The sequence below is a fragment of the Kitasatospora sp. NPDC047058 genome (genome assembly GCF_040643935.1).
Lineage (GTDB): Bacteria > Actinomycetota > Actinomycetes > Streptomycetales > Streptomycetaceae > Kitasatospora.
On the sequence record NZ_JBEYVJ010000128.1, the window covers coordinates 1 to 19,928 of the forward strand.

18 protein-coding genes are annotated in these 19,928 nt (G+C 74.5%); 4 read left to right on the top strand and 14 right to left on the bottom strand.

From position 1 onward, the window contains the following. The first annotated feature begins 252 nt into the window (after positions 1-252). On the top strand, positions 253-720 hold the full coding sequence (locus tag ABZ885_RS20190; RefSeq protein WP_360190126.1) for a hypothetical protein: 468 nt from the start codon (positions 253-255) through the stop codon (positions 718-720). Between the two features lie 90 nt (positions 721-810). Here ABZ885_RS20190 and ABZ885_RS20195 read toward each other — a convergent pair whose 3' ends face one another. Next, a complete protein-coding gene (locus tag ABZ885_RS20195; RefSeq protein ID WP_360190129.1) occupies positions 811-1,764 on the bottom strand; it encodes a DMT family transporter in 954 nt (317 codons plus the stop codon). Here ABZ885_RS20195 and ABZ885_RS20200 point away from each other — a divergent pair. Then, positions 1,763-3,217 (top strand): PLP-dependent aminotransferase family protein, encoded by a 1,455-nt coding sequence (locus tag ABZ885_RS20200; protein ID WP_360190132.1) that lies wholly within the window; start codon positions 1,763-1,765, stop codon positions 3,215-3,217. The genes ABZ885_RS20195 and ABZ885_RS20200 overlap by 2 nt on opposite strands. A gap of 55 nt (positions 3,218-3,272) precedes the next feature. Here the strand turns inward: ABZ885_RS20200 and htpX are convergent, their stop codons facing one another. The 11 genes from htpX to ABZ885_RS20255 form a co-directional block, all read right to left on the bottom strand. Next, positions 3,273-4,136, bottom strand: coding sequence for a zinc metalloprotease HtpX (htpX, locus tag ABZ885_RS20205; RefSeq protein WP_360190135.1), 864 nt, complete (start codon positions 4,134-4,136; stop codon positions 3,273-3,275). Between the two features lie 201 nt (positions 4,137-4,337). Beyond that, positions 4,338-5,933 (bottom strand): NADH-quinone oxidoreductase subunit N, encoded by a 1,596-nt coding sequence (locus ABZ885_RS20210; protein ID WP_360190138.1) that lies wholly within the window; start codon positions 5,931-5,933, stop codon positions 4,338-4,340. Positions 5,934-5,935: 2 nt separating this feature from the next. Then, complete coding sequence (locus ABZ885_RS20215) at positions 5,936-7,492, bottom strand: NADH-quinone oxidoreductase subunit M (RefSeq protein WP_360190141.1); 1,557 nt, start codon at positions 7,490-7,492, stop codon at positions 5,936-5,938. A gap of 72 nt (positions 7,493-7,564) precedes the next feature. Continuing rightward, entirely contained in the window at positions 7,565-9,607 is a 2,043-nt protein-coding gene (locus ABZ885_RS20220) for an NADH-quinone oxidoreductase subunit L (RefSeq protein WP_360190144.1), read from the bottom strand. Further along, positions 9,604-9,975: an NADH-quinone oxidoreductase subunit NuoK gene (nuoK, locus tag ABZ885_RS20225; protein ID WP_360190147.1), complete on the bottom strand. Its 372-nt coding sequence runs from the start codon at positions 9,973-9,975 to the stop codon at positions 9,604-9,606. Before nuoK ends, ABZ885_RS20220 begins: the two co-directional genes overlap by 4 nt. Further along, a complete protein-coding gene (locus ABZ885_RS20230; RefSeq protein WP_360190150.1) occupies positions 9,975-10,670 on the bottom strand; it encodes an NADH-quinone oxidoreductase subunit J in 696 nt (231 codons plus the stop codon). Before ABZ885_RS20230 ends, nuoK begins: the two co-directional genes overlap by 1 nt. Next, positions 10,667-11,224: an NADH-quinone oxidoreductase subunit I gene (locus ABZ885_RS20235; RefSeq protein WP_360190153.1), complete on the bottom strand. Its 558-nt coding sequence runs from the start codon at positions 11,222-11,224 to the stop codon at positions 10,667-10,669. Before ABZ885_RS20235 ends, ABZ885_RS20230 begins: the two co-directional genes overlap by 4 nt. Further along, positions 11,221-12,174, bottom strand: a complete 954-nt coding sequence (gene nuoH / locus ABZ885_RS20240; protein ID WP_360190170.1) for an NADH-quinone oxidoreductase subunit NuoH — start codon at positions 12,172-12,174, stop codon at positions 11,221-11,223. Before nuoH ends, ABZ885_RS20235 begins: the two co-directional genes overlap by 4 nt. A gap of 2 nt (positions 12,175-12,176) precedes the next feature. Then, complete coding sequence (locus ABZ885_RS20245) at positions 12,177-13,391, bottom strand: NADH-quinone oxidoreductase subunit C (RefSeq protein WP_360190156.1); 1,215 nt, start codon at positions 13,389-13,391, stop codon at positions 12,177-12,179. Then, complete coding sequence (locus ABZ885_RS20250) at positions 13,388-14,032, bottom strand: NADH-quinone oxidoreductase subunit B family protein (protein ID WP_360190159.1); 645 nt, start codon at positions 14,030-14,032, stop codon at positions 13,388-13,390. The genes ABZ885_RS20245 and ABZ885_RS20250 overlap by 4 nt, the downstream gene beginning before the upstream one ends. Beyond that, positions 14,023-14,439 (bottom strand): NADH-quinone oxidoreductase subunit A, encoded by a 417-nt coding sequence (locus ABZ885_RS20255; protein ID WP_360190161.1) that lies wholly within the window; start codon positions 14,437-14,439, stop codon positions 14,023-14,025. Before ABZ885_RS20255 ends, ABZ885_RS20250 begins: the two co-directional genes overlap by 10 nt. 381 nt (positions 14,440-14,820) lie before the next feature. On the opposite strand from ABZ885_RS20255, the gene ABZ885_RS20260 reads away from it, so the two are divergent. Beyond that, positions 14,821-15,960 carry a sensor domain-containing protein gene (locus ABZ885_RS20260; protein WP_360190173.1) on the top strand — a complete coding sequence of 380 codons (1,140 nt, stop codon included), beginning with the start codon at positions 14,821-14,823 and terminating at the stop codon, positions 15,958-15,960. 159 nt (positions 15,961-16,119) lie between these two features. Here ABZ885_RS20260 and ABZ885_RS20265 read toward each other — a convergent pair whose 3' ends face one another. Then, positions 16,120-17,202, bottom strand: a complete 1,083-nt coding sequence (locus ABZ885_RS20265; RefSeq protein ID WP_360190176.1) for a trypsin-like peptidase domain-containing protein — start codon at positions 17,200-17,202, stop codon at positions 16,120-16,122. 183 nt (positions 17,203-17,385) lie between these two features. On the opposite strand from ABZ885_RS20265, the gene galE reads away from it, so the two are divergent. Continuing rightward, complete coding sequence (gene galE / locus ABZ885_RS20270; RefSeq protein ID WP_360190164.1) at positions 17,386-18,372, top strand: UDP-glucose 4-epimerase GalE; 987 nt, start codon at positions 17,386-17,388, stop codon at positions 18,370-18,372. Between the two features lie 85 nt (positions 18,373-18,457). Here the strand turns inward: galE and ABZ885_RS20275 are convergent. Further along, the coding region (locus tag ABZ885_RS20275; protein ID WP_360190167.1) for a PQQ-binding-like beta-propeller repeat protein at positions 18,458-19,928 on the bottom strand (1,471 nt) is incomplete at its 5' end.

Consider the following 19,928-nt stretch of genomic DNA (forward strand, 5'->3'; position numbering starts at 1 on the left):
GGGCCGGCCGCCGCCCGGCCCGACCACGGAAGGCGCGGCGGACGGACCGGGCCCGGACAGCGGTCGCCCCACCAGTACCAGGCACCGGCCGTACGGCCCGGCGGCTCGCTGGGCCCGTCACCCGAACAGGTGCGGCCGGATTGCCCGTCACCCGGGTTCGGCGGACGGTCGAAGTCCACACGCCTTTCCCGTACGTCCGTTCGGTCCGCGGTGCGGTCGCGCCCGGGCCCGGCCGACGGCTCAGGAGGAGTCATGAGCACCGCCTCGCCCAGCCCCGACCAACCGCCGCCCTGGCGTCACGGCACCGGGCAGCCGCCACCGCCGGCCGGCACCAACAAGTTCAGCGACTGGGCCCCCGGACTGGTGATCTTCGCCGGTGTCCTGATGCTGATCAACGGCTGCATCGAGGCCTTCCGCGGCATCATGGCGATCGCCGACGACGACGTCTTCCTGAGCACGCCCCGCTACGTCTTCCGCTTCGACCTCACCGGGTGGGGCTGGATCCACGTGATCATCGGCGCGGTGGTGGCCCTGGTCGGCACCTTCCTCCTGCTGGGCAAGAGCTGGGCCCGCTGGGCGGGTATGGTCATCGTCGCGCTCAGCGTCCTGGAGAACTTCCTCGCGCTGCCGTACTACCCGTTCTGGTCGGTCATCGTGATCGCCATGGACGTCTTCATCATCTGGGCGCTCTGCGTCTACCACCCGCAGCCGGCCTGGTGACGGTCCGTCCGGTACCGGCTCCCCCCTCGTGCCCGTCCCCCGCACCCGGGGGCGGGCACGACCGGCTGTCCGCCCGCCCGCGCGCCGCCCTCAGCTGCGGGCGCGCTGGGTGACCGCGATGCAGACCAGCACCGCCACCGCCGTCACCGGCGCCGCCGCCGGCAGGTCCTCGGCCAGCAGCAGCACCGACCAGACCAGCGTCAGCAGCGGCTGCGCCAGCTGGAGCTGACTGGCCCGCGGCACCCCGATCGCCGCCATCCCCCGGTACCAGACCACGAACCCGAAGAACTGCGAGACCACCGCCGTGTACGCCAGTCCGGCCAGCGCCTTCGGGCCCGGGTGCACCGGCTCGGCGGGCAGCGCCAGCAGCACCGTCAGCCCGGTGACCGGGAGCGCCGCCACCGCCGCCCAGCCGATCACCTGCCAGCCGGGGAGCTCCCTGGAGAGCCGCCCGCCCTCCGCGTACCCGGCCGCGCAGACCAGCAGCGCGGCGAACAGGTAGAGGTCCGCACCGGTCGGCCGCCCGTGGCTCTGCAGCAGGGTGAACGCCAGCACCGCCGCCGCCCCGGCCAGCGCCGCACCCCAGAAGGTCCGGGACGGCCGCCGGCCGGTGCGCAGCGCCGAGAACGCGGCCGTGGCGAGCGGCAGCACGCCGATGACGACGGCCGAGTGCGCCGTCGAGGACGTCCGCAGCGCGAGCGTGGTGAGCAGCGGGAAGCCGAGCACGCAGCCGGCCGAGACCACCAGCAGCCCGGGCCAGTACCGCCGCGCGGGGAGCGGGACGCGGGCCGCCGCCAGGCAGACCGCGGCGAGCAGCCCGGCCAGGACACCGCGCAGCCCGGTCGCCGTCCAGGGGCCGAAGCCGGTCAGGGCCCAGGCGGTGGCGGGGAAGCTGAAGGAGAAGGAGAGGACGCCGAGCGCGGCCAGGGCGGTGCCGGACCGGCCGGCGCCGGAGGTACCGGCCGTGCCGGGGGTACGGGGTGCGGGGCCGGCCACCTGCGCCGCTATCGTCACGGGCCGGGTAGCGCTATCTTGTGCCGTCATGAACGAGCGTACCAGCGTGGCCGAACTCGCCGAAAGCCTACGCCGAGAGGTGGAGCGCTATCCGGAAGGACGGAAGCTGCCGTCCAGCCGGATGCTGATGGACCGCCACCAGGTCAGCCCGGTCACGGTCTCCCGGGCCATCGCGGTGCTCGTCGCGGAGGGGCTGGTGGTCTCCCGGCCGGGCGCCGGGGTGTTCCGCGCGGCGCCCTTCGCGGGCGGCTCCCCCGCCTCGGCCCCGCCCGCGTCCCGTCCGGGCGACCTCTCCTGGCAGGAGATCGCCCTGAGCGCCGACTCCGGCCCGCGCGACCTGCTGGCCGCCCCGGTGTTCGCCACCCTCCGGGTGCCGCCGCCCGACGTCATCGACCTCAACAGCGGTTACCCGCACGCCTCGCTGCTGCCCGAGCGCCTGCTGGCCGCCGCCCTCGCCCGGGCCGGCCGGCGCCCCGGCGCCTGGGACCGGCCGCCCACCGACGGCCTCACCGAGCTCCGCGGCTGGTTCGCCCGCGACATCGGCGGGCCCAACGGGCCGATCGGCGCCGGGGACGTCCTCATCACCTCCGGCGGGCAGAGCGGGCTCACCGTGGCGATGCGCTCGCTCGCCGGGTCCGGCGCACCCGTCCTGGTGGAGTCGCCGACCTACTCGGGCATCCTCGCGGTCGTCCGGGCCGCCGGGCTGCGGCCCGTCCCCGTCCCGGTCGACGCCGACGGCGTCCGCACCGACCTGCTGGCCGAGGCCTTCGACGCCACCCGGGCGCGGGTCTTCGTCTGCCAGCCGCTGTTCCAGAACCCGACCGGCGCGGTGCTCGCGCCCGCCCGGCGCGCCGAGGTGCTGCGGATCGCCCGGACGGCCGGGGCCTTCGTCGTCGAGGACGACTTCGCCCGGCTGCTCGTCCACGCGGACGCCCCGGTGCTGCCGCGCCCGCTCGCCGCCGAGGACGAGGACGGGGTCGTGGTGCACCTGCGCTCGCTCACCAAGGCCGCGTCGCCCAACCTGCGGATCGGCGCCCTCACCGCGCGCGGCCCGGCCCTCGCCCGCCTGCGGGCCACCCAGGTGGTGGACAGCTTCTTCGTGCCCCGGCCGCTCCAGGAGGCCACGCTGGAACTGGTCGCCGACCCCGGCTGGGCCCGCCACCTGCGCACCCTCGGCACCGAACTGCGCACCCGCCGCACCACCGCCGTCGCCGCCCTGCAACGCGAACTCCCCGGGCTGCTCGGCACCCCCCGCCCGGGCGGCTACCACCTCTGGCTCCGCCTCCCGGACGGCGTCGACGACGGCGCCCTCACCGCCGCCGCGCTGCGCGCCGGCGTCCAGGTCACCCCCGGCCGCCCGTACCACGCCGCCGAACCCCCGGCCCCCCACCTCCGGCTCAGCTACGCCGCCGCCGAGAACCCCACCCAGCTGGCCGAGGGCGTGCACCGGCTCCGCCGGGCGTACGAGGAGGTCGCGGGCTGACCCCCGCGGCGGCGCCGGCTCGGCCCCGGTGGCCCGCTCAGCCCCGGTAGCCGGTTCAGCCCCGGTAGCCCGCCATCCGCTCCAGTCGGGCGATCCGCTCGGCCATCGGCGGGTGCGTGGAGAACAGCCTCGCCCCGGCCTCGCCGGGCCGGAACGGGCTGGCGATCATCATGTGACTGGCCGTCTGGAGCTGCGGCTCGGGCGGCAGCGGCAGCTGCCGGGTGCCGGCCTCCAGCTTGCGCAGGGCGCTCGCCAGCGCGAGCGGGTCACCGGTGATCCGGGCGCCGTCGGCGTCGGCCTGGTACTCGCGGGAGCGGCTGACGGCCAGTTGGATCAGCGAGGCGGCGATCGGCCCGAGGATCATGATCGCGAGCAGCCCGAACAGGCCGGGGCCCTCGTCGTCGTCGCTCCGGCCGAACGGGATCAGCCAGGCGAAGTTCACCAGGAACATCACCACCGAGGCGAGCGCCCCGGCGACCGAGGAGATCAGGATGTCCCGGTTGTAGACGTGGCTCAGCTCGTGCCCGAGCACGCCCCGCAGCTCGCGCTCGTCCAGCAGTTGCAGGATGCCGTCGGTGCAGCAGACCGCCGCGTTGCGCGGGTTGCGGCCGGTGGCGAAGGCGTTCGGCGCGGGGGTGGGCGAGATGTAGAGGCGCGGCATCGGCTGCCGGGCGGAGGTGGAGAGCTCGCGCACGATCCGGTACAGCCGCGGTGCCTCGATCTCGCTGACCGGCCGGGCCCGCATCGCGCGCAGGGCGAGCTTGTCGCTGTTCCAGTAGGCGTAGGCGTTGGTCGCGAGCGCGACCAGCAGGGCGATCAGGAAGCCGGTGCGGCCGAAGAAGCTGCCGATCACCAGGATCAGCGCCGAGAGGCCGCCGAGCAGTGCGGCGGTCCTCAGTCCGTTGTGCCGGCGGTGCACGGCAGGCCCTCCAATGGTGCGGTGGGGAAGCCCTCTCTGCCTCGTCCCTCTGCCCGCTCAACGGGCGGGGCCGTCGGCCTTGTTCCCTTGTGACCACCGTGACACCGGCACCGTCCCGGCGCCGCCCCACCGCCGCCGTCCCGGGGAGGCCGGGGCCGGCGTCCCCGGGGAGGCCCGCACCGCCGGGCCCTCACCCCGGCGTCAGAACAGGGTGCCGCCCACCACCTGGAGGACCAGCTGCGGGGCGACCGAGAGCACCACGGTCGCGCCGGCGGTGAGCCCCAGGGTGGCCGCGAGCGGGGCGGGCAGCCGGCGCCCGGCTTCCGCGGTGACGGCCGGCTCCCCGGCCGGAACGAACAGCCGTGCCGTCCAGAGCAGGTAGTAGTACAGCGCGATGGCCACGTTGACCGCCATCACGACCGCCAGCCAGCCCAGCCCGGAGTCGACCGCGGCGCGGAAGACCACCACCTTGCCGAACAGGCCGACCACGCCCGGCGGCAGCCCGGCCAGGCAGAGCAGGAAGAAGGCGAGCGCCAGGGCCGTCCAGCGGCGCCGCGCGAACAGGCCGCGGAAGTCGTCGACGCTGGTCCCGGCCTTCCGGCCGACCGCGGCGACCACCCCGAAGGCGCCCAGGTTCACCACGCCGTAGATCAGCGCGTACGCGGCGGTGGCGCCGAGCGGATCGGTGCCGGTGGGCGCGTAGCCGGCGGCCGCGAGCGGCACCAGCAGGTAGCCGGCCTGGCCGATCGACGACCAGGCGAGCAGCCGCACCGCGCTGTACCGGGTGTCGAAGCGCTGCCGCAGCGCACCGGCGTTGCCGGCCGTCATGGTGACGGCGGCCAGCACCGCGAGGACCAGGCCCCAGGTGTGCGCGTACGGGCGGAAGGCGATCGTGGTGGCCAGCGCCAGGCCGGACAGGCCGGCCGCCTTCCCGACCACCGAGAGGTAGCCGGCCACCGGCAGCGGGGCGCCGGTGTAGGTGTCGGGCACCCAGAAGTGGAACGGCACGGCCGCGACCTTGAAGGCGAAGCCGGCCAGGGTGAGCACCGCACCGGCCTCGGCCAGCGGCTTCAGCTGCGCGGGCGCGTGCTCCAGGCCGTCGGCGACCGCGCCCAGGTGCAGGCTGCCGCTCGCGGCGTAGACGAAGCCGACGCCGAGCAGCATCACCGCGGTCGCGGTGACGGAGGTGAGGAAGAACTTCAGCGCGGCCTCGGCGCCCCGGCCGTCCCGGCGCAGCGCGACCAGCGCGAAGGACGGCAGCGAGACCACCTCCAGCGCGATCACCAGGGTGGCGAGGTCACGGGAGGCGGGCAGCAGGGCGGCGCCGGTGGCGCTGGAGAGCAGCAGGAACCAGTACTCGCCGGCGGGCAGCTTCTCGTCCTCGACCGCGTGCACCGAGAGCAGCGCGGCGATCAGCGCACCGCCGAGCGCGATCAGCTGGAAGACCAGGGCGAAGTGGTCGGCGACGTACGAGCAGCCCGCGGTGTCGGTGGCGCCTGTTACGTTCTGCGCACAGAACGTCGCCCGGGGCGATCCCCCGGTCAGCGGGAGGAGCGAGACGAGCGCGAGGGCGAGTCCGGCCGCGGTGAGGGCGCCGAGCAGTTTCTTGTGGCGCGCGGGCAGGAAGAGGTCGGCGACCAGCACGACGAGGGCGGCCACGGCGGCGATCAGCGGGGGCGCGATCGCCACCCAGTCCACGGACTGGATCAGGCTGCCCGGGTTGGCTACGGCGAGGGAGGTCACAGTGTGCTGCCCCGTGGAGTGAGGTCCGAGTGCGGCGAGCTGGGGTCCGAACATGGTCAGCCACCCCCGAGGAGGAGCTTGACGGCGGGTTCGGACAGGCCGAGCAGGAGCGCGGGCCAGAGTCCGGCCAGCAGGGTGAGCGCGGCCAGCGGCGTCCAGCTGACCGCCTCGTACGGGCGCAGGTCGGCGAGCTCGGCCACCGGGGCGGGCTGCTCCGGGTCGCCCATGCAGACGCGCTTGACCACGACCAGCAGGTACGCGGCGGTGAGGAGGGTGCCGACGCCGGCCAGGACCATGTAGGTGAGGAACGCGGGGCGCGAGAGGCCGGCGGCCGGGTCGAACGAGCCGAACATCGCGAGCAGCTCGCCCCAGAAGCCGGCCAGCCCGGGCAGCCCGAGGCTGGCGACGGCGGCGAAGGCGAGCAGGGCGCCCATCCGCGGGGCCCGCCCGTAGAGGGCGCCGCCGGTGGAGCCCGCCAGGGTGTCGAGGTCCGCGGTGCCGTAGCGGTCCTTGAGCGCGCCCACCACGAAGAACAGCAGGCCGGTGATCAGGCCGTGGGCGATGTTGGCGAACAGGGCGCCGTTGACGCCCACCGGGGTGAGGGAGGCGATGCCCAGCAGCACGAAGCCCATGTGGCCGACCGAGGAGTACGCGATCAGGCGCTTGAGGTCGCCCTTGGAGCCGGCGCGGGAGAGCGCGAGGCAGGCCAGCGAGCCGTAGACGATGCCGACGGCGGCGAACGCGCCCAGGTAGGGGGCGAGCGTCGTGGTGCCGTCGGGGACGACCGGGAGGAGGACGCGGACCAGACCGTACGTGCCCATCTTCAGCAGCACGCCGGCGAGCAGCACGGAGCCGACCGTCGGGGCCGCCGTGTGCGCGTCCGGGAGCCAGCTGTGCAGCGGCCAGGCGGGGGCCTTGACCGCGAGCCCGACCATGATCGCCAGCGCGGCGATCACCTGGGTGGTGTGGCTCATGCCGCTGCCGTGCGCGGCGGCCAGCGCCTGCATGTCGAAGGTGCCCGCCTTGCTGCCGACCAGCAGGAAGCCCAGCAGCATCACGGCCGAGCCGAGCAGCGTGTACAGGATGAACCGGTTGGCGGCCGGCACCTTCGCCCCGCTCCCCCAGCGGGCGATCAGGAAGTACATCGGGATCAGCACGATCTCGAAGGCCAGGAAGAAGAGCACGAGGTCCAGCACCGCGAAGGTGGCGAGCATGCCCACCTCCAGGAGGAGGAACAGGCCCACGAAGGACTTCGCCGACGGGCTGTCCTCCCCCGAGGGCAGCCGCTTCTCCGAGTACAGCGCGCAGAGGAAGGTGAGCAGCGAGGTCAGCACGATCAGCGGGAGCGAGATGCCGTCCACGCCGAGGTGGAAGCGCACGCCGATGGCGGGGATCCAGGACACGTCGGTGGTGGCCTGCATCCGGCCGGGCTCGTCGTGGTCGAAGCCGGCCGCCAGGACGACGGTCAGCACGAGCACGGCGCCGGTGACGACGCTGTTCAGCCGCAGCGCACGCCGGTCGGCGGCGGCCGCGTCGGGGCCGAACACCGGCGCCAGGGTGAGCGCGGCACCGGCCAGCGGCAGCACCAGGAGGGCGATGAGGACTGCGTTCATCGGGGGCTCCTACGGGCGGTGCGGGCTGCGGGGGACATCGGGGGGACCGGCGGGGCGGGGTACGGCATCCGGCTACACCGCCACCAGGACGGCCAGCAGGACGACGCCGGCGAGCAGAGCGCTGAGGTAGGTCTGCACGTTGCCGGTCTGCGCGAGCCGGACGGCCCGGCCGAGCAGGTTGGCGCCGGCGCCGCTGCCGCGCACGTACGTCTCCACGACCTCGCGGTCGAGGAAGCGGACCAGCTGCGCGGCGGCGGTCACCGGGCGGACGAACAGCGCGCTGTACAGCCGGTCGACGCCGAAGCCGTGCCGGGCCGGGCCGAACAGCGGGCCGAGCAGGGTGCGCCCGGGGTCGCCGACGATCACCTCGGCGGCCGGGGCCCCGGCCTGCTCGGGCACCCGGCCCGGCACCGCCGGGGCGGGGCGGCCGGCACCGAGCCGCGCGGTGGCGGAGCGCCAGGCCCCGTAGGCGAGCAGCGCGCCGACCACGGCGAGGCCGGTGCCGGTCACCGCGGTGACGCCCGAGGGCCGCAGCGAGCCGCCGTCCAGCAGCGCGGGCAGCCAGTCGGAGCGCACGCCGACGATGCCGAAGGCCATGGTCGGGATCGCCAGCACCCAGAGCGGCCAGCGCATCGCGGGCGGTTCGGCGGTGGCCGGGTCGGCCTCGTCCGGCTCGGGCGAGTACGGTGCGTCGGCCTCGTGGTCCAGCGGTTCCGGGGCGGCGGCGGTGCCGGCGGTCACCAGGGGCGCCGGGCTGTGGAACGCCACCAGGAACAGCCGGGCCGAGTACGCCGCGGTGAGCAGCACGGTGAGCGCGGCCGAGACCAGCACGATCCACCCGGCGGCCTGCGGGACGGCCGAGGCCGGGCCGACGCCGTTGGTCATCGCGTCGCCGTTGGCGGCGTGCTCGGCGGCGGTCAGCACCGCCTCCTTGCTGAAGAAGCCGGAGAACGGGGGCAGCCCGATCAGGGCGACGAGGCCGATGCCCATCGTCCAGTAGGCGTCCGGGACGCGCTTGCGCAGCCCGGGCATCCGGGACATCGCGGCGATCGAGTTGGTGTGCGCGGCGTGGATCACCACACCGGCCGCGAGGAACAGCAGCGCCTTGAACGCACCGTGGCTGACCAGGTGGAAGACGGAGGCCTCGCGGTCGCCGCTGGCCAGGGCGCCGGCCATGTAGCCGAGCTGGCCGACGGTCGAGTAGGCGAGCACCCGCTTGAGGTCGTCCTGGGCGAGCGCGCAGAGCGCCGATCCGATCATCGTCACGGCGGCCATCACCGCCAGCACCACCAGCGCCGCACCCGACAGCAGGAAGACCGGCAGCAGCCGGGCGACCAGGTAGATGCCGGCCGCGACCATGGTGGCGGCGTGGATCAGCGCGGAGACCGGCGTCGGACCGGCCATCGCGTCCGGGAGCCAGGTGTGCAGCGGGAACTGCGCGCTCTTGCCGGCCACGCCGGCGAGCAGCAGCAGCGCGACCAGCGTCGGGTGGGCGATCCGCCCGTCGGTGGCGGCCGCCAGCACGTCCGGGATCCGGAAGCTGCCGGCGTCGGCGCCGAGCAGGAAGATGCCGAACAGGAACGGCACGTCGCCGAGCTTGGTGACCAGGAAGGCCTTCAGCGAGGCGGAGCGGGCGTCGGCGGTCTCCCAGTGGTGGCCGATCAGGAAGTACGAGCAGATGCCCATGACCTCCCAGCCGACCAGCAGCACGATCAGGTCGCCCGAGTAGACGACCAGCAGCATCGCCGCCGTGAACAGCGAGACCAGCGCCGCGTACGAGGGGTAGCGCGGGTCGTCCTTGAGGTAGGCGGTCGAGTACACCTGCACGCAGGTGGCGACCAGGCCGACCAGGACGGAGATCAGCGAGCTGTAGCCGTCCAGGTAGAAGCCCAGCGAGATGTCGGGGCCGCCGGTCGGGGTGAGCCGGGTACCGGTGTCCAGGACCTGGCCGGTGCCGAGCTGGACCGCGACCACCAGGGCGAGCACCGCCGAGACGGCGACCGGCACGACCGCCAGCGGCCGGGCCAGGCCGGGCACCTTCCGGCCGGTGGCCAGGGTGGCGGCCGCACCGAGCGCGGGCAGCGCGGGGACGAGGACGGGGAGGGCGAGGTTCATGCGGCGGCCCGGCCCTTCAGCGACTCGGCTCCGGCCGGCGTCTCCTCGGCGGCGGACTCGGCCGGGTCGCCGAGGGCGGTGGCCCGGTCGACGTCCGCGGTGCCCCGGGCCCGGAACAGCAGCAGGACGACGGCGAGCCCGAGACCGATCTCGGCGGCGGCGATGGTGATGGTGAACAGGGTGAGCGCCTGGCCGGCGTGCAGGGAGTCCCGCAGCCAGGCGTCGAAGGCGACGAGGTTGAGGTTGACGGCGTTGAGCATCAGCTCGACGGACATCAGCACCAGGATGACGTTGCGCCGGGCGAGCACGCCGTAGACGCCGACGCTGAACAGCAGCGCGGCGAGCACGGCGGGGTAGGCGAGGTGCATCAGCTCTCCTGCTCGGAGGTCGTCGCGGAGGTCCCTGCGGCCGGGGCGGGCTTCGGCACGGTCGCGGCGACCGTCCCGTTGGAGCCCACCGGCCGGCCGGCCCGGATCCGCCCGGCCCGGGGCGCCGGCACCCGCCGGCCCGTCCCGCGCGAGAGCACGATCGCGCCGACCAGCGCGGCCAGCAGCAGCACCGAGAGCGCCTCGAAGGGCAGCACCCAGGTGCGGAACAGGCTGGCGCCGGTCGCCGCCGCCGAGCCGCCGCCCGCGCCGAGGTCGATCCAGGACGTCCGGAAGGCGTCCACGACCAACGTGACCAGGGTTCCGGCCGAGGCCAGCGCGACCACCAGGGCGACCCAGCGGTTCTTCGAGTCGGCGTCCGGCGAGCGCCCGATCGGCGCCCTGGTGAGCATCAGCCCGAACAGCACCAGCACGACCACCGAGCCGAGGTAGATCAGCACCTGCACCCAGGCGATGAACTCGGCGGTGAGCAGCAGGAACTCCACCGCCAGCCCGCCGAGCGCGGCGACCAGCCAGAGCGCGGCGTGCACCAGCTGCCTGGTGGTGACGGCGACGACGGCCGAGCCGAGCACCGCGATGCCGACCAGCAGGAAGACGATCTCGGCCCCGGTCGGGGAGAGGAAGGAACGCGCGGCCGGGTCCAGCGACCCGGTCGCGGCGAGCAGGGTGGCACTCACTCCGCGTCACCCTCCTCCTCGGCCGCCTTCGCGGCGGCCGCCGCCAGCTTGTCCGCCGCCTTGCGGGCGGTGGCGATCTCCTTGGGCTCCTCGGCCGCCGGGTCCAGCGCCGGCGGCGCCGGGACGGTCCACATCCACTCGCGGAGCTTCTCCCGCTCGTGGGTCAGCTCCAGGATGTCGGTCTCCGCGTACTCGAACTCCGGCGACCAGAACAGCGCGTCGAACGGGCACACCTCGATGCAGATCCCGCAGTACATGCAGAGCGAGAAGTCGATGGCGAACCGGTCCAGCACGTTGCGGGTGCGGGCGCGCGCGTTCGGGTCGGCGGCCGGCAGCGTCTCCTTGTGGGAGTCGATGTAGATGCACCAGTCCGGGCACTCGCGGGCGCAGAGCATGCAGACCGTGCAGTTCTCCTCCAGCAGCGCGATCACGCCGCGCGAACGCGGCGGCAGCGCGGGCTGGACCTCGGGGTACTGCGCGGTGATGCTCTTCTTCGTCATCGTCCGCAGCGTCACGGCCAGCCCCTTGGCGAGGCCGGATCCGGGAAAACTCATGAGATCGCCACCTTGATGACACCGGTGAGGGCGAGCTGGACGAGGGCGAGCGGGATCAGCACGGTCCACGCGAACTTCATCAGCTGGTCCTCGCGCAGCCGCGGGTAGGTCACCCGCAGCCAGATCACCACGAAGGCCAGCGCGAAGGTCTTCAGGATCGTCCACAGCCAGCCGAGCTCGTCCGGCATCGGGCCGTGCCAGCCGCCCAGGAAGAGCACCGCGGTCAGCCCGGAGACGACCAGGATGCCCACGTACTCGGAGAGCAGGAAGAGCGCGAAGCGCAGGCCGGTGTACTCGGTGTACGCGCCGAAGATGATCTCCGAGTCGGCCACCGGCATGTCGAACGGCGGGCGCTGCAGCTCGGCCAGGCCGGCCGTGAAGAAGACGAACGCGCCGATGATCTGCCACGGGATCCAGTACCACTCCCAGGCGTCCACGATCCCGGGCAGCGAGAGCGTCCCGGCGGCCATCGCCACCGAGGCCGCGGCGAGCACCATCGGCAGCTCGTACGACATCAGCTGCGCGGCCGTACGCAGACCGCCGAGCAGCGAGAACTTGTTCGCCGAGGCCCAGCCGGCCATCAGCTTGCCGATCACGCCGACGCCCATCACGGCGAGCACGAAGAAGAGACCGGCGTCCACGGCCTGGCCGACGAAGCCGCCGGGGCCGACCGGGATCACGAGCAGCACGAACAGGTACGGCAGCAACGAGACGGCGGGCGCCAGCTGGAAGATCCGCCGGTCCGCGCCGGCCGGGACGATGTCCTCCTTCTGCGCGAACTTCACGCCGTCGGCGACCAGCTGCGCCCAGCCGTGGAAGCCGCCGGCGTACATCGGGCCGAGCCGGCCCTGCATGTGCGCCATCACCTTGTGCTCGGTCTGGCCGATGACCAGGGGGAAGGTGAGGAAGACGACCAGCGTGGCGACGCAGCGCAGCAACGTGTCGAGCAGGTTCACGCGCTGTCTCCGTCCTGGCCGGCCGCCTCGGCCGACGTCTCGTCCTTCTTCTCCGCGGGCTGCTCGGGCTGCTCCTGCGCCGGCTTTCCGGGCCGGGGCTGCTCCGGCTGTCCGGGCTCGGCCGGCTTCGGTTCCGTCTGCTCCGGCTCCGGCTCGCCGTGCGCGGGCACGGGAGCGTGCCAGGGCGCGTCGGCCGACTGCGTCCGGGCCGGGGCCTGCCGCTCGGGCTTCGCCTCGGGCGCCCCGACCGCACCGGCGGTCTGGCTCGCGGAGCCCTCACCGGCCGTCCTGGTCCGTCGCGGACGGTCCGCCCGCACCGGCGGGGCCGTGGTCCCGGCCGCACCCTCGGCGCTCCCGGCCGCACCGGCCGCACCGGCCGCCTCGGCAGCCGCCTGGCTGACCGAGCCCTCGCCGACCGTCCTGGTCCGCCGCGGACGGTCCGCCCGTACCGCGGGCCCGCCCTCGGCCGAGGCACCGGCGGCACCGGCCGCACCGGCAGCACCCGCCGCACCGGCACCGGCCGCCCGGGGCGTCCGTGCCGCCCCCGCCGCCCGGGCACCGCGCGCGGGCCGCTCGGCGACCGGCGGCAGGGTGCCCTTGAGCGGCCCCCACTCGTTCGGGTCCGGCACACCGGCCGGCTGCATCTTGCGCCGTGCCGGCCCGTCGCCGTGGTCGGACTCGCCCGGCTCCTTCGCGCCCGGCCAGGCCTTGGCGACCCGGGCGGCGAGCACGAACTCCTTGCGCAGCGGGTACCCCTCGAAGCCGTCCGGCAGCAGCAGGGTGGCCAGGTAGGGGTGCCCGGGGAAGTCGATGCCGAACATCTCGTGCGTCTCGCGCTCGTGCCAGGCGGCACCGGCGTACACCGCCACGGCGCTCGGCAGCGCGGCGGCGTCCCGCGGCACCCGGGTGCGCAGCGCCAGGTGGCGCACGCCCGGGGCGTCGACGGAGGCCAGGTGGGCGACCACCGAGAAGCCCTCGGCCAGCTCGTCGACGGCGCTCAGCCAGTCGAAGAAGGCGAGGCCCAGCACGTCCCGGGCCGCGGTGAGCGCCTCGGTCCAGTGCTCGGCGGGCACGTCGACGGTGACCAGCCCGTACGCCTCGGCGCCGGTGGCCCACTCGCCGACCGCCGCCGCGTACTGCTCGGCGCTGCGGCCCTCGGCGGCCTTCCCCCAGCCTCCGGCCGGGGGGACCCCCATGCTCTGCCCGCTCACGAGGCCCCTCCCTGGGTGTCCGGCCCCGGCACCAGCGGACGCCGCAGCGCGGTGGCCGGCGCGGTGTACCGCCCCGGCAGCGACTCCGCGGCGATCTTCTCCTGGAGCTTGAGGATGCCCTGGAGCAGCGCCTCGGGCCGCGGCGGGCAGCCGGGCACGTAGACGTCGACCGGGACGATCTGGTCCACGCCCTTGGTGACCGAGTAGGAGTCCCAGTACGGGCCGCCCGAGTTCGAGCAGGCGCCGAAGGAGATGACGTACTTCGGCTCGGGCATCTGCTCGTAGAGGCGCTTCACGGCGGGCGCCATCTTGTCGGTCACGGTCCCCGAGACGATCATCAGATCGGCCTGGCGGGGGCCGGGCGCGAACGGAATGACACCCATTCGGATGAAGTCGTGCTTGGCCATCGACGCGGCGATGAACTCGATCGCGCAGCAGGCCAGGCCGAAGTTGAAGCACCACAGGCTGTAGCGGCGGCCCCAGTTCAGGACCACCTTGACCGGGTCCGGCGCGAGCCGGGCCAGCGGGCCGATGCCGCGCCGCTCGACGGCGGCACCGGGACGCGCCGGGTCCGGCAGGCCCAGCGGGACCGGGCCGCCGGCGGCACCGTGCGCGTGCGCGTGGTTGTGCGTCACGTCCATTCCAGAACGCCCTTCCTCCAGGCGTAGAGCAGCCCGACCGCGAGGAAGCCGATGAAGACGAACATCTCGATCAGCGTCCCGGCGCCGTATCCGGCGGAGGCGAAGACGGTCGCCCACGGGAATAGGTAGATCGCGTCGACCGCGAAGATCACGTACAGAAATGCGTAGACGTAGTAGCGGATCTGGGTGTGCGCCCAGTCGCCGCCCACCGGGTCCACACCGCACTCGTAGGCGAGGAGCTTCTCCGGCGAGTACACCACCGGCCGCAGCAGCCGGTTGGCGGTGAACGCCACGGCGACGAAGAGCACGCCGACGACGGCGAGCAGGCCCATCGCGGCATACGCGTCGAAGTAGCCGCTGCCGACCGCCGGGTCGGCCGCGACGGCAGCTGCCGGCTGCCCCTCCATGCCACTCGCCTCCACATCGGCCGTGAAACCGCCCCTCAGGGCAGTTCTACGACGTTTCTTTACACGGTCATAACCATCGCCAATGCGTGAGTCTAAGTGCACCGGCCACGAGCCCAGCACGGTGCCCGATCCGCAAGACGCCCCCGGGCGGCCCGTGGACACCGGAGCACCGCCCGTGCGCGTCCGGAGGGTGGGGATAACCCCCGCCCGGGAGGACGTAACAACCCCATGGCCCCGGCGGCCGCTTTGCGGGGAAGCTTGGATCACCAGCTCGACCGACAGGAACGGTAGATCCAGATGAGACCTCTGCACCGCCGCGCCGCGGACGCCTTCGAGGAGCAGGACGCGCGCTCGGAACGCGTCCCGCCGTACAGCGGGCGGATGTGGCGGCAGGCCGGGCAGCTGATGCTCAACCTGCCGCTGGGCATCGCGGGGTTCGTCTTCACCGTCGTGATGCTCTCGGTCGGCCTCGCCCTCGCCGTCACCGTGATCGGCCTGCCGCTGCTGGCCGCCGGGCTCTCCGGCTGCCGGAGCATGGGCGCCTTCGCCCGTACCCGGGCCCGGTCGGTGTACGGCTCCGGGCTGCACGAGCCGGAGCCGCTGCACCGGCCCCGCCCCGGGATCACCGGCTACACGACGGCCCACCTCACCGACGCGCTCAGCTGGCGTTCGGCCCTCTACAACGTGCTGCGGCTGCCGTGGGGCATCCTCAGCTTCACCGTGACGCTGGTCTGCGTGATCGTCGGCTGGCCGGTGCTGCCCTGGGTGATCCGCTTCGGGGCCGCGGTGGACCGGATGCTGCTGGAGGCGCTGCTCGCTCCGGGCGCGCTCTCCGAGCGGGTCCGCGAGCTGGAGGACGACCGCGGCACGGTGGTCGACACCGCCGCCGCCGACCTGCGCCGGATCGAGCGGGACCTGCACGACGGCGCCCAGGCCCGGCTGGTGGCGCTCGCGATGGACCTCGGCCTGGCCAAGGAGCGGCTGCGGGAGACCGAGTCGGCCGAGGACGTGCAGGCCGCCGCCAGGATGGTCGACAACGCGCACGGCGAGGTGAAGCTCGCCCTGCAGGAGCTGCGCGACCTGGCCCGCGGCATCCACCCGGCGGTGCTCACCGACCGCGGACTGGACGCGGCGCTCTCCGCGGTGGCCGCCCGCTGCACGGTGCCGGGCGGGGTCAAGGTGCACGTCGAGCTGAAGGCCGCGGACGGCACGGTGGAGCGGCCGGACTCGGCGGTCGAGGGCATCGCCTACTTCACCGTGAGCGAGCTGCTGACCAACGTCTCCAAGCATTCCGGCGCCCGCTCCGCGACGGTGGACGTCTGGCGGGCCGACGACCAGCTGATGGTGCTGGTCCAGGACGACGGCAAGGGCGGCGCGGCCCCCTACCCGGGCAGCGGCCTGGGCGGGCTGGCCGAGCGGATCCAGGCGGTCGACGGCGTCTTCCTGGTGGAGAGCCCGCACGGCGGCCCGACCACCGTCACCATCGAGCTCCCCTGGCGCACCCGCACCGCCCGCCGCTGATCCCCCGCCCGCGGGACAGGGGGCCGGGACCTCGTCGAGGCAGTGGACGAGGTCCCGGCCCGTACCCGGCCGGCGGCCGCCCGCGGACCCTTGCGCGGTGTGCGGCCGGCCGCCGCCGGGGGCCGGGAGGCCCGGGCGGCCGTCGGGGAGCCGGGGCGGCTACGGCGTCTGGAGGGTGCCGAGGGTGACCTCGGCGGTCCTGTTCTGGCCGTCGCGGGTGTAGGCGACCGTCGTCCTGTCCCCCGGGGCGAGCGAGGCCAGCGCGGTGGTGAGCGAGTTCAGCGAGTCGACCGGGGTGTCGCCGACCTTGGTGATCACGTCCCCGGCCTGGATCCCCGCCGCGTCGGCCGGGCCGCCCCCGGCGACCGCGACCACGACCGCACCCGCGGGGCGGAAGTCCTGGTCGAAGTACGTCCGGGCGGTGATGCCGAGCGCGGCCCGGCCGGAGTTGGTGACCTTGCCCTCCTTGATCAGCTGGTTCGCGATGCTGGTCACGGTGGACGCCGGGATGGCGAAGCCGATGCCGGGCGCGGCCGCCCCGTTGGTCTCCGGTTCGGTGGCGGCGAGCGTGTTGATGCCGATCACCTGGCTGTCCAGGTTGACCAGCGCGCCGCCGCTGTTGCCGGGGTTGATCGCGGCCGAGGTCTGCACCATGTTGCCGATGACGGCGCCCGGCGAGCCCGCGGTGTCGGGCTCGGAGACGGTCCGGCCGGTGGCCGAGACGATGCCGTCGGTGACGCTGCTGGAGAGCCCGAGCGGGCTGCCCATCGCGAGCGTGATCTGTCCCAGCTGGACCTTGCCGGAGTCCCCGAAGGTGGCCGGCTTGAGGCCGCTCGGCGGGCTGCTCAGCCTGATCACCGCGAGGTCGGAGTCCGGGTAGCCGGCGACCAGCGTGGCGTCCAGCGGCTTGGTGCTGTTGGCCAGGGTGACGGTGAAGGCGGTGGCGGTGCCCACCACGTGGGCGTTGGTGACGATGTCGCCCTTGTCGTCGTAGACGATGCCGGAGCCGAGGCCGCTCGCCGTAGTGATCTGCACCACCGAGGGCAGCACGTCGGCGATCACCCGCTGGTAGTCGGCCTGGAGCTGGTTGGCGCCGCCCGGCGCCGCGGTACCGGAGCCGGCGGCAGGCGTGGCGGCCGTGGTGACCGGCGTGGAGGAGGACGAACCGCTGCTGCACCCGGCCACCGCGAGCGCGGTGAGCAACGCCACCGCGCCGGACACGACCAGCCGCCCGAAGGACACCACCTTCGGCCCCGTGGGCCGCGGCCCGGCCGGGATCGGACGGGTGGGGCCCTTCTTGCGGTTCACCTTGGCTGACTCCGATTCCTCCACCGGACCGAGATAATTGTCAGCATTTCACCGTTATGCCCGAATCTTCGCCCCGACGCGCCCGACCTCGGGAAACGGGACCTTAGGATTCGGGCCATGACTTGGTTGCTCACCGGTGGTGCCGGCTACATCGGCCGGCACGTGGTGCACCAGCTCGTCGCGGCCGGCGAGCGGGTGGCGGTGCTGGACGACCTCAGCACCGGCGACCGCAGCCGGCTGCCGTCCGGCGTCACGCTGGTCGAGGGCTCCACCCTGGACCGGGCCGCACTGGACGCGGCCCTGCGCGCCCACGGCGTCCGCGGCGTGCTGCACTTCGCGGCGAAGAAGCAGGTCGGCGAGTCGGTCGAACGCCCGTTCCACTACTACCGGGAGAACCTGACCGGGCTGCAGAACGTGCTGGAGGCCGCCACCGGCGCCGGGGTGAAGCGCTTCCTCTTCTCCTCCTCCGCCGCCGTCTACGGCATGCCCGACGTCGAGCTGGTCACCGAGTCCGCGCCCTGCGCGCCGATGAACCCGTACGGCGAGACCAAGCTGGCCGGCGAGTGGCTGGTCGCGGCGGCGGGCCGGGCGTACGGGCTCTCCACCGTCTCGCTGCGCTACTTCAACGTGGCCGGCGCCGCCTCGCCCGAACTCGCCGACGACGGGGTGTTCAACCTCGTCCCGATGGTCTTCGAGCGGCTCACCGCCGGGCGGGCACCGCGCATCTTCGGCGCCGACTACCCCACCCCCGACGGCACCTGCGTGCGCGACTTCATCCACGTCGCCGACATCGCCTCGGCCCACGTGGCGGCCGCCCGGAGGCTGGCCGAGGACCCGGAGGGCGAGACCTCCCTGGTCCTCAACATCGGCCGCGGCGAGGGCGTCAGCGTCCGCGAGATGCTCGACGTGATCGGCAAGGTCACCGGCTACGACACCGCCGGCGAGATCGCCCCGCGCCGCCCCGGCGACCCGGCCCGGGTGGTCGCCTCCGCCGAGCTGATCCGGCGCGAACTGGGCTGGACCGCCCGGTACGGGGTCGAGGAGATGGTGGCCTCGGCCTGGGAGGGCTGGTGCGCCCGCCACCCGGAGGCCCGCCGGCGGTAGCCCCGCCGACGCCCCGCCCGCGGCCACCCGCGGCCACCCGCGGCCACCCGGTCGGGGCGGCCTGCGGACGGCTGCGGACGGCCGCTCAGTGCGAGGGCACCGCCGTGCCGTAGAAGGCGTCCAGCGCGTAGACGCAGCGGTCCTTGCTGCCGACGAAGACCTTCCCGCCGACCGCCACCGGCGAGCCGGTCAGCTCCCCCTTGGTGCCGAGCTCCCAGCGCAGCTGACCGCTCGCCAGGTCCAGCGTGTGCAGCGAGTGGTCCCGGCTGCCCAGGTGGACCAGGCCGTCGGCGACCGCCGGGACGCCGACGATCTCCCCCCGCGCGGTGTAGCGCCAGCGCTCCCGGCCGGTGGCCGCCTCGAAGGCGTACAGCACCTCGCCGCTGCCGACCAGCACCATGCCGTCCCCGACCACCACCGGCTCGGCACCCTGCCGGGCGCCGGTGACGCCGCGCCAACGGTCCCGGCCGGTGGCCGCGTCCAGCGCGTACACCGTGCCGAGGTAGTCGGCGACGTACACCGCGTCCGCGTCCAGCGCGGGCGGGGTGAACAGCACCACCGGGGCGTCGAACCGCCAGCGCTCGGCGCCGCTCGCCGCGTCCAGCGCGAACACCCGGGTGCCGGCCGTCACGTACAGCACCCCGGCCCGCTCCACCGGGCGGGACGGCACGTCCTCGCCGACCGGGAAGGACCAGCGCAGGCCCGCGCCGTGCGGGTCCACGCAGCGCAGCCGCCCGCCGCCGTAGTAGTACGCGGCGCCGCCCACCAGGGCCGGGCCGGACTGCGGGTTCTCGTAGTCCTGCTGGGCGTCGTCGGCGCGCCACAGCTCGGCCCCGCCGGCCGCCGAGCGCAGCTGCACCCCGCCGCCGCGGACGCCGCAGCAGAGCACGCCGTCGGCGGCGTCCAGCGAGTAGACCCAGCCGTCCAGCGACTGCCGCCAGCGCTCGGTGCCGTCCGCGACGTCCACGGTGTACAGGTGCGGGCCGTCGGCGGCGTGCACCCGGCCTGCGTCGACCGCCAGCGCCCAGGCGACGTCCCGGGTCTTGTAGCGGCGCTGGCCGGACGCGATGTCGAGGGCGTGCACCTCGAAGCTGGAGACGAACAGGGTGCCGTCGGCGATCACCGGGGTGCCCCAGACGTCGTTGGACATCCGGAACCGCCAGGGGCGCCAGCGGGCCGCCCGCACCGGCGGCGGGGTGGCCCGGCGGACCCAGTCGGTCTCCGCGGGCGCGGTGCCCGGACCGGTCTGCTCGGCCCGCGGTCCCGGGCCTATCCGCACCGCGGCGCCGGGCAGCTGCACCTCGGCGGCGCTCTCCCCGGCGACGGGGGCGCGGTGGCGGCTGGGGGCGGCGAGCTTCTCGGTGGCGGCCTCGGTGTCCGGCCCCGGCAGCGCCGGTGCGGCGTGCACCGGCCCGGTGCCCGGCTGGGCGTGCCGGCCGACGGGGTGGTGGGTGCGCGGGTCCTGCCGGGCGGGGCGCTGCGGGGGCACCGGCGGCTGCTGCCGGTGCTGCGGCCCGGCCTGCGGGGGCGCCTGCTGCGGCGGGACGGGCTGCGGG